14 protein-coding genes and 1 other annotated feature (1 of these 15 running past the window's edge) are annotated in these 13,448 nt (G+C 49.2%); of the genes, 13 read left to right on the top strand and 1 reads right to left on the bottom strand.

The genetic code is table 11. The features are described 5' to 3' along the window. A partial coding sequence (locus ABCW45_RS11260; protein ID WP_343220859.1) for an RNA-guided endonuclease TnpB family protein occupies positions 1–680 on the top strand: 680 nt, incomplete at its 5' end. Between the two features lie 162 nt (positions 681–842). Here ABCW45_RS11260 and ABCW45_RS11265 read toward each other — a convergent pair. Next, positions 843–1,952: a DUF5722 domain-containing protein gene (locus ABCW45_RS11265; protein ID WP_343220860.1), complete on the bottom strand. Its 1,110-nt coding sequence runs from the start codon at positions 1,950–1,952 to the stop codon at positions 843–845. A gap of 735 nt (positions 1,953–2,687) precedes the next feature. Between ABCW45_RS11265 and ABCW45_RS11270 the strand changes: the two genes are divergently transcribed. From ABCW45_RS11270 to rplA, 12 genes are all read left to right on the top strand, one after another. Further along, positions 2,688–3,788, top strand: a complete 1,101-nt coding sequence (locus ABCW45_RS11270) for a hypothetical protein (protein ID WP_343220861.1) — start codon at positions 2,688–2,690, stop codon at positions 3,786–3,788. Positions 3,789–3,969: 181 nt separating this feature from the next. Beyond that, entirely contained in the window at positions 3,970–4,971 is a 1,002-nt protein-coding gene (mreB, locus tag ABCW45_RS11275; protein WP_015553090.1) for a rod shape-determining protein, read from the top strand. Positions 4,972–4,974: 3 nt separating this feature from the next. Then, positions 4,975–7,239 (top strand): SF1B family DNA helicase RecD2, encoded by a 2,265-nt coding sequence (gene recD2, locus ABCW45_RS11280; RefSeq protein WP_117566708.1) that lies wholly within the window; start codon positions 4,975–4,977, stop codon positions 7,237–7,239. A 34-nt stretch (positions 7,240–7,273) separates the two neighbouring features. Then, positions 7,274–7,984 carry a ComF family protein gene (locus tag ABCW45_RS11285; RefSeq protein ID WP_343220862.1) on the top strand — a complete coding sequence of 237 codons (711 nt, stop codon included), beginning with the start codon at positions 7,274–7,276 and terminating at the stop codon, positions 7,982–7,984. Positions 7,985–8,144: 160 nt separating this feature from the next. Next, entirely contained in the window at positions 8,145–9,068 is a 924-nt protein-coding gene (locus tag ABCW45_RS11290) for a transporter substrate-binding domain-containing protein (protein WP_343220863.1), read from the top strand. Between the two features lie 111 nt (positions 9,069–9,179). After that, a complete protein-coding gene (locus tag ABCW45_RS11295) occupies positions 9,180–9,890 on the top strand; it encodes an amino acid ABC transporter permease (protein WP_015553094.1) in 711 nt (236 codons plus the stop codon). Then, on the top strand, positions 9,874–10,659 hold the full coding sequence (locus ABCW45_RS11300; RefSeq protein WP_117469075.1) for an amino acid ABC transporter ATP-binding protein: 786 nt from the start codon (positions 9,874–9,876) through the stop codon (positions 10,657–10,659). Before ABCW45_RS11295 ends, ABCW45_RS11300 begins: the two co-directional genes overlap by 17 nt. A gap of 336 nt (positions 10,660–10,995) precedes the next feature. Further along, positions 10,996–11,145 (top strand): 50S ribosomal protein L33, encoded by a 150-nt coding sequence (gene rpmG, locus ABCW45_RS11305; RefSeq protein ID WP_008726232.1) that lies wholly within the window; start codon positions 10,996–10,998, stop codon positions 11,143–11,145. Positions 11,146–11,172: 27 nt separating this feature from the next. Further along, positions 11,173–11,379: a preprotein translocase subunit SecE gene (gene secE, locus ABCW45_RS11310; protein ID WP_117469077.1), complete on the top strand. Its 207-nt coding sequence runs from the start codon at positions 11,173–11,175 to the stop codon at positions 11,377–11,379. A gap of 15 nt (positions 11,380–11,394) precedes the next feature. Then, complete coding sequence (nusG, locus tag ABCW45_RS11315) at positions 11,395–11,910, top strand: transcription termination/antitermination protein NusG (RefSeq protein ID WP_117484019.1); 516 nt, start codon at positions 11,395–11,397, stop codon at positions 11,908–11,910. 117 nt (positions 11,911–12,027) lie between these two features. Beyond that, on the top strand, positions 12,028–12,453 hold the full coding sequence (gene rplK, locus ABCW45_RS11320; protein ID WP_117469078.1) for a 50S ribosomal protein L11: 426 nt from the start codon (positions 12,028–12,030) through the stop codon (positions 12,451–12,453). 93 nt (positions 12,454–12,546) lie between these two features. Beyond that, complete coding sequence (rplA, locus tag ABCW45_RS11325; RefSeq protein WP_015553098.1) at positions 12,547–13,242, top strand: 50S ribosomal protein L1; 696 nt, start codon at positions 12,547–12,549, stop codon at positions 13,240–13,242. Positions 13,243–13,378: 136 nt separating this feature from the next. Next, positions 13,379–13,448, top strand: a sequence feature (ribosomal protein L10 leader region); it runs 68 nt beyond the window's last position.

Genomic DNA, 13,448 nt, shown 5'->3' on the forward strand with positions numbered 1-13,448 from the left:
CACTGGCGATCGACTTCGGGATCGACAATCTCATGACGGCCGTTTCCAACAGAGGGGAAAGCTTCCTCATCGATGGGAAACGCTTAAAATCCATCAACCAGTGGTTCAACAAGCGGAACGCCTGCCTGCAGAGCGTCAAAGACAAGCAGCACTACGGAAAGAAAACAACCAGACGTCAGGCCGTTTTGCAGAGGAAGAGAAACAACCAGGTCCGTGACTACATGGGTAAAGCAGCGAAACAGGTGGTCACCTACTGTATCCGGAACGATATCGGAACCCTGATCGTGGGCTACAATACCACATTCCAGCGCTCCTCAGACCTTGGCAGGCAGATGAACCAGGTCTTTGTGGGAATTTCGTTCGGGATACTCCGCAGGAAACTGAAATATCTGTGTGAAATGAATGGGATCCGCTACGTGGAACAGGAGGAAAGCTATACTTCCATGGCATCCTTCTGGGATCTGGATGAAATGCCCGTATATGGAGAAGCAGGACTTGTGCCACCAGTCTTTTCCGGCCGCCGGATCTGCCGTGGCCTGTATCAGGACCGCTCTGGAAGGCGGATCAACGCTGATGTCAATGGTGCTTTAAATATCATGCGTAAATGTAACATTGTGAGTCTAAGGGCTCTATATGATAGAGGCGATGTGGATACGCCTGTAAGAATAAGGATCGCCTGAGAGCGGGCGGAAACTCAAAGATCAAACTTCTTAAACGGGAGTCCAAGGATTCCCCAGAAGCCCCCACTTCAAATTTCTTCAAAATTAAGTGGTGGGTAATTCACTGTAAAAGTATCTGGCTGTCTATTGTATCCCTAACGCGGACAGTCAGGCATTGGGAAATTACTGAAGGTTTTTATAAACCTCAAAGCTCGGCTTCTTATTTCCGTTCACATCGATGAGGCCGAACGCATAATGCGCACCCAGAAGTCCCTGCTCATCCTTCATGCGGTTCAACAGGAATGCCTCAACATACGGGTTTGCCTTTGCTGCCTCGTAAGCCTCTTTGATGCACTGAGCCTGGAGATCGAGGCACTGGCCGTTGTGGGCAGGAGAATCGGATGTGAAGCCCTGCTCGGAGAGGATCAGGTGGCGGACCTTTCCGGTCGGGGAGAGCATGTCTGCCTGCTGCATATAGTCGGTCAGAACGTGGAGATTCTTCAGGTTGATAATATAAGTATCTGCTTTCTCCAACGTGTAGATATCATCGGTGAAGACCGGATCCTCGAAGGTCTCCGGATATGCGTGCCATGCGATGCCGTAGTCGGTATCTTTCAGGCGGCTGTTTAACCGCGGGATCATGTCCATAGCGCCGTACTTGAAGCCCTCGACCTGTCCGCAGTTCCAGCGGAAGTCAAACGGAATATAGACGTTTGCCAGCTTGTTGGAACCTTTGATGGTGTCGTACCAGGTGCGGAATCCGGTGGCGTAGTTGGAACAGTAGGTGTCGATATCCATCTGTCCGATATAGTTCCATGCCTGACCGTCATTGACTTCGTTGCCGATGACCCAGTTGGAGACACAATCCTTGAATGCCTCTGTGACGCGCTTTGCGGCATCTCTTGTGGACTGGACGCCTGCATCGTTTAAGGTGTTGAACGCGTAGTAGCTTGCGCCGGTTGGCTGGGATACCGGAAGAAGGGACGGGCTGTAGCTCGCTGCCGCCCAGTCGTTTAAGACGATCAGTGTCACGGTGACACCCGCCTGGTCAAGCTTTGTGTAGAGATCCTGGCAGACAGACAACTGGCTGCTGAATGCCCAGGACATTGGAAAGTTTAAAACGACCTGAGATGCGCCCACCTCGAGGACATCCGGGATCTGGGCGTGCTCGTTGATCAGAACGCCCTTGATGGACTTCGGAGTCTGATAGTGGTCGGCATAGGCCGGAACAGCCATGGAAAAACAGAGAGCTGCGGACAGCGCGGCAGCTGCGATGCGTTTTAGCGAATTCATAAAATATCCTCCTGTGGAATGAGCCACTTTTGCGGAGTTTTGATTTCTGAAAATAATGCCTCCGCGTTGCTGGCAATGTTAATATATTTACTATACCGTGAGGGAAAATAGAAGTCAATGGAAAGGAACATAAAACTGGTGAAAAGGGAAGGATGTCGAAAGTTGAAGTTGAAATCAATAGCTGGAAGGATTATGTCCGGAAATAAAAGTTAAAAAACAAGAATATAGGAAACAAGGACTTTGGTAAATTGGCTGAGCAAAAAAATAGGAACCGCAGCCGTTCCTGCAGTCCCTAAGGGGAGTATGGAAAGTATCAATTTTTTAGGGGGACCTGCCAGAGTTGCCTCCGACAGGTATGAGTATGAAAAAGCTTTGTGTGTTCAAGTGTAACACTTGAAACAAAGGCAGGTTATCCTTTCGGATAACGTAATTATATTATATAGACAAAATGTGTCTAAACTGTGAGTAAAAAATTAAAAGAAAGTAAAATTACTTAACGAATAATGAAGAGCCGTATCGAAATATGGCGAAAATTGGCACAGAGACAGACAACAAATCCTGCGCCGAGGATTTCCCGGAGATCTGCCGCATTTTTGCCGAAGTTTGGCAGGAAATTTGAACATAAATTGTCCATAAATATCTGATATACTATATAATAAATTGGTATCAGAGAGGCCAAAAGCTTTTGATCCCAACATCTTGAGATAAGAGAAAAAGAAAACGGGGAGGTTCACAATGAAGAAAGAAAAAATGATATTAGTACCCGCAGCGTTTCTTATGACAGCAATGCTGGCATTTCCGGTTATGGCATCGGAAAGAATCGAGGAGGTCACGATCGATATCAGTGCAGTCCTGACAGATTCCGACAACCTTGAAGTTGAGGCGGAAGTGTCGGATGACGGCTGTTATGTGGATGAGGTGACAGTCACAAATACACCGAGCGGAGACTGGAACGACAGCACAAAGCCGAAGGTAAAAGTTACTCTTGGCGCGGAGAGCGGATATACGTTCTCCACCGGACTCGGTAGATCCGATGTATATCTCGGAAATGATGATCAGACGGTGACATCTGTTTCGAGAAGTACTTCAAAGCTGTCTGTCTATGTGACACTCCCGAAGATCGAAGATATCGACACGGACTATGATTCTGATGATGATTTGGAAGTATATGATCTTTTCTGGGATGACAGCTACGGTGGAGTTGCATGCTGGGAGGGATCTGATTCCGCAAAGAAATATCAGGTTCGTTTATATAGGGACGGAAGCGCAGTGGGCTCCACATATACGACAACGAATGATTACTACAACTTCTGTGGTTCCTTCACAAAAAGTGGAAGTTATACATTTAAGGTAAAAGCGATCCGGGGAAACAACGAGACCAGCTGGCAGGAGTCTGACTCCAAAGATGTAAACAGCAGCGAGGCATCCGCAATCTACGCGAACCGCACAGCAGCAGCGAAGTATTACGGCAGCGGTTCCTCAGGATCAAACAATCAGACAAGCTCCAGCTCCTCCAGCACCGTAGACGGCGCATGGCTCCGCGACGGCAACGGCTGGTGGTGGTGCAACCCGGATAAGACTTACCCAGTGGCGAACTGGAAGCTGATCAACAACGTATGGTATTATTTCAACCAGTCCGGATATATGACAGAGAACCAGTGGGTAATGAACAACAACCGGTGGTATTACTGCGGAGTGTCCGGCGCGCTGGTCAAGAGCCAGTGGGTACAGACCAACGGCGCATGGTACTACTGCGGAGCTGACGGCGCGATGCTCACGAGCCAGATGATCGGCGGACAGTATTATGTTGATAAAAATGGCGTCTGGGTGCAGTAGAATAAAAATTTCAAAAACCCCTTTAAAAACAAAGGTCTTTCGTATATAATAAAAACTGATATTTCGCGCCCTGAATAAAGCAGGGTTTTCTGATAGAGAGATAAGCGAGGCACATCCCACCGATGGGATGTGGAAATGGATTCAGGAGATTTTCAGTTAGAGAGACAGGAGGAAGACGACAATGATGATGTCCAACGACATTGGAATTGACTTAGGTACCGCCAGCATCCTTGTATACATTAAGGGAAAAGGCGTTGTTTTAAAGGAGCCGTCCGTAGTAGCACTGGACAGGGAGACGAATAAAGTAATTACCTTCGGTGAGGAGGCGCGTCTGATGATCGGACGTACTCCGGGTAATATCGTTGCGGTAAGACCGCTCCGTAAAGGTGTAATTTCCGATTATACCGTAACCGAAAAAATGTTAAAATATTTCATCAACAAAGCGGTCGGAAAGAGAACCTTAAGAAAACCGCGTATCGCTGTCTGCATCCCGAGCGGAGCGACAGAGGTTGAGAGAAAGGCCGTTGAGGATGCAACATACCAGGCAGGTGCCCGTGAGGTCTGCATTATCGAAGAGCCGGTTGCAGCAGCAATCGGTGCCGGAATTGATATCTCCAAGGCATGCGGAAATATGATCGTAGATATCGGAGGCGGTACTGCGGATATCGCAGTCATCTCTCTCGGCGGTACTGTAGTCAGCACCTCGATCAAGACGGCCGGAGATGACTTCGATGAAGCCCTTGTCCGCTATATGAGAAAAAAACACAACCTCCTGATCGGTGAGAGAACCGCTGAGGAGATCAAGATCAACATCGGCGCGGCTTACCGCCGTCCGGAGCTTGTGACGATGGAAGTCCGCGGAAGAAACCTTGTGACCGGCCTTCCGAAGACCATCGTTGTCACATCTGACGAGACACTTGAGGCGTTAAGAGAGCCGGCGATGCAGATTGTAGACGCTGTACACAATGTATTGGAGCGTACCCCACCGGAACTCGCGGCCGATATCTTCGACCGTGGAATCGTTCTTACCGGCGGCGGATCCCTGATTTCCGGACTTGACGCCCTGATCGAGGAGAAGACCGGAATCACGACAATGATCGCGGAGGAGCCGCTTACAGCGGTTGCGATCGGAACCGGTAAGTTTATCGAGTTCGCACACGGCGGAAAAGGCGCAGAAAAATAAAAAATGGCAACTGTAACAGGCTATGTGGAAAGAATCAAATACCGCAACGAGGATAACGGTTACTCGGTCTTAAGCGTGGCGGACGGGGGAGAAGAATATATCCTCGTCGGCACATTTCCCTACATCAGTGAGGGAGAGCGGATCGAGGCGACGGGCCGGATGGTGGAACACTCCATCTACGGTGAACAGCTTGCGGTGGAGAGCTATGAGATAAAAGCTCCCGAGGACACACTGGCAATTGAACGGTATCTCGGCTCCGGTGCTATCAAAGGCATCGGAGCTGCTTTAGCTAAAAGGATCGTGAAAAAGTTCAAGGCGGATACATTCCGGATCATGGAAGAAGAGCCGGAGCGCCTCGCAGAGGTCAAAGGCGTCAGCGAGCGCATGGCGATGGAGATCTGCAGCCAGGTGGAGGAAAAACGGGATATGCGCCAGGCGATGGTCTTCCTTCAGCAGTACGGGATTTCCATGAACCTTGCGGTGAAGATCTACCAGCATTACGGTCCGAAGATGTACTCGGTCATCCAGGAAAATCCTTATCAGCTCGCGGATGATATCCAGGGCGTAGGCTTTAAGATCGCGGATGAGATCGCGGCGAAAGTCGGTATCTTTACGGATTCCGATTACCGGATCCGCAGTGGACTCTTCTATGCACTGCTCCAGGCGACGGGAAATGGCCATACATATCTGCCGGAGGAGGAGCTGTTTGCCAACGCATCGGCACTCTTAAATGTGGAACCGGAGCACATGGAAAAACATCTGGTGGATCTCCAGATGGAGAAGAAGCTGGTGGTGAAAGAAAAGGACGGAAAGCGGATCGTCTATCCGGCACAGTTCTACTATATGGAACTCAATACGGCGAGAATGCTGCATGATCTGAATATTCACTCGAAGATCAATGAGGAGGACGTGAAAAAACGGCTCAAAAAGATCACGGAGGCGGAGAAGATCGAGCTGGATGAGCTCCAGGAGCAGGCGGTGATGGAGGCGGTGAGCAATGGTCTCCTTATTATCACCGGAGGACCTGGAACTGGTAAAACAACGACGATCAACACGATCATCCACTATTTTGACCAGGAAGATATGGAGATCCTTCTGGCGGCCCCGACGGGGCGTGCGGCAAAGCGCATGACGGAGGCGACCGGATATGAGGCAAAGACGATCCATCGCCTTCTGGAGCTGACCGGAGCGCCTGTCGCGGATCCGAAAAACAACGGCAATTCTGGCGAGAACCGGCTGGAGGGCATGCATTTTGAGCGGAACGAGGAAAATCCTCTCGACGCGGATGTGATCATCATCGATGAGATGTCGATGGTCGACATCAGCCTGATCCACTCACTCTTAAAGGCAGTAAATGTGGGGACGAGGCTGATCCTTGTGGGAGATGTGAACCAGCTTCCGAGCGTCGGACCGGGAAATGTCCTGCGGGATATGATCGCGTCTGAGGCGTTCCCTGTTGTAAAACTTACAAAGATCTTCCGCCAGGCGGCCCAGAGTGACATTATTGTCAATGCCCATAAGATCAATGACGGCGAGGTGGTTCCCTTAAATAAGAAGAGCCGTGATTTCCTTTTTATTCGCCGTGACTATCCGGCGGACATCGTGAAGGATATGATGGTCCTTGTACAGGATAAGCTGCCGAACTACGTCCATGCGGAGATGTCGGATATCCAGATCATGACGCCGATGCGGAAAGGTGCTCTCGGAGTGGAGGCGCTAAATAAGCAGCTTCAGGAGCGGTTTAATCCGCCTGCACCGCAGAAAGCGGAAAAAGAGTCCGGCGGAACGATCTTCCGGGTCGGCGATAAGGTCATGCAGATCAAAAACAATTACCAGATCGAGTGGGAGGTCCGCAACAGGTACGGGATCCCGGTGGAAAAAGGGGAAGGCGTCTTTAATGGAGACACGGGGATCATCCGGTCCATCAACAGCTTTGCGGAAACTCTGGAGGTGGAGTTCGATGAGCGGAAGATGGTGGAGTATAGTTTTAAGCAGCTGGAGGAGCTGGAACTTGCCTATGCGATCACGATCCACAAGTCCCAGGGAAGCGAGTATCCGGCAGTGGTGATCCCGGTCCATTCCGGTCCGAGGATGTTGATGACGAGAAACCTGATCTATACAGCGGTCACGAGAGCAAAATCGTGTGTCTGCCTGGTCGGGATCCCGGAGGTGTTCCAGGCGATGGTGGACAATGAGGTGGAGCAGAAACGGTACTCGGGGCTGAAGGACCGGATTCTGGAGATTGATACATCTATGATGCAGAAATAGACCTGCACTATTTGTTCGAATATTTATATTTAATATGAAATTTAATAAAATTCTTGATGTTCTATATCCCCGCCGCTGTCCGGTATGCGGGGATATCACTGGCGGTTCCGGGCGGATGATCTGTCCGGACTGCCTTCATAAACTATCGTTTGTAAGATCGCCGGTATGTAAAAAATGCGGAAAAGAGATTGAAGACGGGAGTCTGGAGTTCTGTCCGGACTGCATGCGCCATCCGCGTGCCTTTGAGTACGGAATCGCCTTATTAAATTACGATGAGGTGGCGAGGCATTCCATGGCGCAGATCAAGTACAATAATAAGAGAGAGTACCTGGATTTTTACGGGACAGCTCTGGCGGCACGGTACGGACGGACAATCCGCCGGATGCAGGCAGATGCCCTGGTCCCGGTGCCGGTCCATGCCACGAGGAAAAAGACCCGGGGATTCAATCAGGCAGAGATTCTGGCACGGGTCATCGGAAAGAAGCTGGGGATTCCGGTAATACCGGAAATGCTGGTGAGAAATAAGAAGACGCTGCCGCAGAAGGATCTTTCGGCAGCGGAGCGGCTTAAGAACCTTTCCGGTGCCTTTGCGGCGGGGGAGATCCCGGAGGGGATCAGGAGTGTGATCCTTGTGGACGACATTTATACAACGGGCAGTACCATCGAGGCGTGCGCGAGAGCCCTGCGGGCATCGGGGATCAGCCGGATCTATTTCGTTGTGATCTGCATGACCGGGGGCAGATAGGACAGGGAAAAGTGATATGCATACAGGTTATAGAATGAGAGATACTGCATAAATATGCAAAAGCATATGCATAAACACTTGCTTTTTGTATAGGCCTGTGGTATAGTGGGTTCCGTCGAAAAAGTTGCAAATCCGTATTGGGTTAGAGGAGGAAAATATTATGAAAAAGGCGATTGCATTATGTCTGACCGCTGCAATGGCAGCATCACTTCTTACAGGCTGCGGCAGCAAAACTACAGAGACAACGGCAGCAGCAGAGAACAAGACAGAGACAACAGCAGGTGCGGCTGCAGAAGAAAAGAAAGATGAGGCAGCCGGAGTTGTTAAGGTGATCGAATATGATCTTACAGATGAGCAGTATGCATTCGGCGTGGATAAAGACCAGCCGGAGCTGCTTGAGCAGGTAAATGCATTCATCGCAAAGATCCAGGAGGACGGAACCTTCGATACGATCTGTGATAAATATTTCAGTGATGGCGAGCCGGCTGCAGTAGAATCCGCAGAGTATGATGCTTCCAAGGATCAGCTTGTTGTTGCGACAAACGCATCCTTTGAGCCGTTTGAGTACGTAGACGGCGACAGCTACAAGGGAATCGATATGGAGATTGCTTCTCTTCTTGCACAGGAGCTTGGCAAGGAGCTTGTGATCGAAAACATGGACTTTGATGCCGTATGCTTATCCGTTGGACAGCACAAATGCGATATCGCAATGGCCGGTTTAACGATCAACGAGGAGAGAGAAGAATATGTAACCTTCTCCGACCCGTATTATAAAGCATCCCAGAGACTGGTTACACTGGCGGGTGACACGGCTTTTGATGACTGCAAGGACGCAGCTTCCGTAGAAGAGATCCTTAAGGGCTTAAGTGCGAGCGACAAGATCGGCGGACAGCAGGGAACAACAGCCCAGTACTTCATTGAGGGCAGTGATGACTGGGGCTTTGAAGGATTTCCGGCTGAGTGGGTACCGTATAAGAGCGCATCTCTTGCAGTTCAGGATATGATCAATGGCAACTTGAAATATGTGCTCATTGATGCGGCTCCGGCAGCAAGCATCACAAAGGCGATCAACGCAATGCAGTAAAAATATTGGAAATACTGGTTATAAAAGCGGGGGCAGGATACGGTTCGCTCCCGTTTTTGACTGTACTGGAACATGGCTGGAAACGCTGTGTTTTTGCTATCTGGAGGTATTATGGGAAACTTCGGGAACAAATGGAACAAGTTTGTACAGATATTTATTGAGAAAAACGGTTACGTCAAGGTCGTACAGGGTCTGCAGAATACGCTTCTGATCGCGGTAGTCGGCATGCTCATCGGTGTTTTGATCGGTACCATCATCGCGACGGTCCGCGTCCTGCCGAAATATAAGACACTTCCGCGGGCGCTGAATGCGGTCTGCAGCTTCTATGTGGGTCTCTTCCGCGGAACCCCGATGGTCGTGCAGCTTCTGATCTTCTACTATGTTATGCTGCCGCTTATGGGGATCAAGCTGCCGGGTGTCCGTGTTGCCATGGTGGTCTTTGGCTTAAACAGCGGCGCGTATATTTCCGAGATCATGCGAAGCGGTATCCAGTCCGTTGATCCGGGACAGCTTGAGGCGGGACGTGCAGTTGGTCTTGGCTTTGGTCCTGCGATGATCCGGATCGTAATCCCGCAGGCAGTGAAAAATATTCTTCCGACTCTGGGCAATGAGTTTATTGCCCTGATCAAGGAAACCTCCGTTGTCAGCTTCGTCGGCGCGGCGGATCTTTACGTTGCCTTCAACTATATCGGAAGCAACAGCTACGAGTTCATGGTCCCGTATCTTGTCATGGCGGCGATCTACATCGTTCTCGTGCTGGTGATCTCAATTCTTGTTAAACTGATGGAAAGGAGCCTGAAGAAGAGTGATAGACGTCATTGATCTGAAAAAAACATTTGGTGATCTGGAAGTCCTGAAGGGAATCAATGTGACCATCAATAAAGGTGACATCGTTGTAGTCATCGGTCCGTCCGGCTCCGGAAAAAGTACATTTTTAAGATGCCTGAACTGTATGGAGGATCCGACCTCCGGCAGCATCATTTTTAACGGCGTAGATATCGCCGATATGCGCGTGGACATCAATATCCACCGCCGCCATATGGGCATGGTATTCCAGCACTTCAACCTGTTCAACAATATGACTGTGATCGAGAATATCATGATGGCGCCGGTCTATGTGCGCTGTAAAGAGTTAAAGAAGGCAAAGAGAAAAGGAACGCTGGCACCTGATGCGCCGAAGACAAAGGCGGAGATCAAGGCACAGGCGAGAGAGGAAGCCCTTGAGCTGTTACGCCGCATCGGCCTTGAGGATAAAGCAGACGTTTACCCGTCCACTCTTTCCGGCGGACAGAAGCAGCGTGTGGCCATCGTCCGCGCTCTGGCGATGAAGCCGGATGTGATCCTCTTCGATGAACCGACGAGTGCTCTCGATCCGGAGATGGTAGGTGAGGTACTGGATCTCATGAAGGAGCTTGCAAACGAAGGAATGACCATGGTCGTTGTAACCCACGAGATGGGCTTTGCGAGAGAGGTTGCAAACCGCGTGCTGTTTATGGATCAGGGAAAAATTCTCGAAGAAGCTCCACCGGAAGAATTCTTCGCGCATCCGAAGAATGAGAGAACAAAGGAATTTTTATCGAAGGTCCTGTAAATATTAGATAATGAAAAGCTTCTTGTTGCCTGAAAGATGGAAACGAGAGGCTTTTTTTATTTACGCGACAACTGACCAAAGTCCGCTCTTGCGCAAAATCTTGTTCCCAATAGTGCCCCTTCTCCTTGGCGTGCCAACTACACAGCAGCACCCCGCCAATCAACTAAAACTCCACGAAAACTCTTATTTCTCAAGGAAATGCTTGACGCGCCGCAATTTTTATGTTACAATATTCGGGCGAATGGAAGATATAGGTCTTTTTTTTATGCTCAAAAAACGATAGCAATGAATAGAGAAAAGACCGCCTTACAAAGAAATTAAACGGAGGTGGAAGTCGTGCGCACTAAGATTACACTGGCATGCACAGAATGCAAGCAGCGCAACTACAACATGACGAAGGATAAGAAGACTCATCCGGACCGCATGGAGACAAAGAAGTACTGCAGATTCTGCAAGAGACATACGATGCACAAAGAAACTAAGTAATCCGGTTTGCAAGAAGGACGTGAATTTATGGGAGAAACGGCAAGTAATGAGAAAGCCCCTAAAACGGACTTTATCAAAGGCTTAAAAGCTGAATTCAATAAGATCATCTGGCCGGATAAGGATACGCTTACGAAAGAGACCGCTGTAGTAGTCGTATCAACAGTAATTCTGGGGATTGTTATCGCAGCCCTTGACCTGATCATCAAATTTGGTCTCAATATTGTACTTGGTTAAGGATGAGGTGAAGATATGTCAGAAGCACAATGGTATGTTGTACACACTTATTCCGGATATGAGAATAAGGTAAAGGTTGACATTGAGAAAACAATCGAAAACAGAGGTCTTCAGGATCAGATCTTAGAGGTCTCCGTCCCGCTGGAAGAAGTCATCGAGCTTAAAAACGGTGCTCAGAAGCAGGTCGAGCGTAAGATGTTCCCGGGCTATGTGCTGATTCATATGATCATGAATGATGATACATGGTACGTTGTACGGAACACCAGAGGCGTAACCGGATTCGTAGGACCGGGATCCAAGCCGGTGCCGCTTTCAGAAGAAGAGATGATGAGCCTTGGCTTTAAGACACCGGATGTCGTTGTGGATTTCGCCGTCGGAGATACCGTCGTTGTTACGGCCGGCGCATGGAAGGATACAGTCGGTGTCATTAGAACCGTCAATGAGTCCAAGCAGTCCATTACAATCAACGTCGAAATGTTCGGCCGTGAAACACCGGTGGAACTGAGCTTTTCTGAAATCAAGAAGATGTGACCGTAAACGGACTAAGATCCGGACCGGTCGTCCGTACCTTTTTTAGGAAAACGGACTTTGTGCCCGCGTGGGAGGGAAATCCCCGACATTACCACATTATTTAGGAGGTGCCTAATTATGGCAAAGAAAGTTACAGGTTATATTAAATTACAGATTCCTGCCGGCAAGGCAACACCGGCTCCGCCAGTTGGACCGGCTCTTGGACAGCACGGTGTAAACATCGTACAGTTCACAAAGGAGTTCAACGCTAAGACTGCTGATCAGGGCGATATGATCATCCCGGTTGTTATCACGGTTTACGCTGACAGAAGCTTCAGCTTCATCACAAAGACTCCGCCGGCTGCTGTATTATTAAAGAAGGCTGCAAAGATCAAATCCGGTTCCGCAACACCGAACAAAGCAAAGGTAGCTACTCTTACAAGAGCTGAGGTACAGAAGATCGCTGAGCTCAAGATGCCAGACTTAAACGCTGCAAGCATCGAGGCTGCTACAAGCATGATCGCTGGTACTGCTCGTTCCATGGGTATCACCGTAACAGACTGATCGTAAGCGACTGAATGGAGGATGGACCTCCATATACAGCAACAATCACGTGGGAGGGAGGACTCCCGACACTACCACAGGAGGTTTTTTATAATGAAAAGAGGAAAAAGATACGTAGAAGCGGCAAAAGCTATCGACCGCGCTACTCTTTATGATACAGCAGATGCAATCGCATTAGTTAAAAAGTCTGCTGTTGCTAAATTTGATGAAACAATCGAGGCTCACTTAAGAACAGGCTGTGATGGCCGTCATGCTGATCAGCAGATCCGTGGTGCAGTAGTTCTGCCGCACGGAACAGGTAAGACTGTTCGTATCCTTGTATTCGCAAAAGGACCGAAGGCTGATGAGGCTCAGGCTGCAGGCGCTGACTTCGTTGGAGCAGAGGATTTAATTCCGAAGATCCAGAACGAAGGCTGGTTAGATTTTGATGTAGTTGTTGCTACACCGGATATGATGGGCGTTGTTGGACGTCTTGGCCGTGTACTCGGACCGAAGGGCTTAATGCCGAACCCGAAGGCTGGTACCGTAACAATGGACGTTACAAAGGCTATCAAAGAGATCAAAGCTGGTAAGATTGAGTACAGACTCGATAAGACAAACATCATTCACGTGCCAGTAGGTAAGGCTTCTTTCACAGAAGAACAGTTAGCGGACAACTTCCAGACGCTTATGGATGCAATCAACAAAGCAAAACCGAGCACAGTAAAGGGCGCTTACTTAAAGAGCGTTACTCTTACTTCCACAATGGGCCCGGGCGTTAAGTTAAACGTAGCTAAGTTAACAAACTAGTCGATTGTGTCATTTTAACTGTCAGACATTGATCTGGTTCTGCGCCCCAGCGGCGTACAGCCGGATTGACCGTCTGGCAGTATTTTAATGCAAAAAACTAAAAAAGTGATTGACAATCCAAATATATTATGATAAACTATTTGGGTATTGAATGCCGAAGACAGCAGGTGCCGTAAGGCGTAAGGTAAAAACACCTGCCGAGGGAC

Source organism: Pilosibacter fragilis (assembly GCF_032490495.1).
Taxonomy (GTDB): domain Bacteria; phylum Bacillota; class Clostridia; order Lachnospirales; family Lachnospiraceae; genus Pilosibacter; species Pilosibacter fragilis.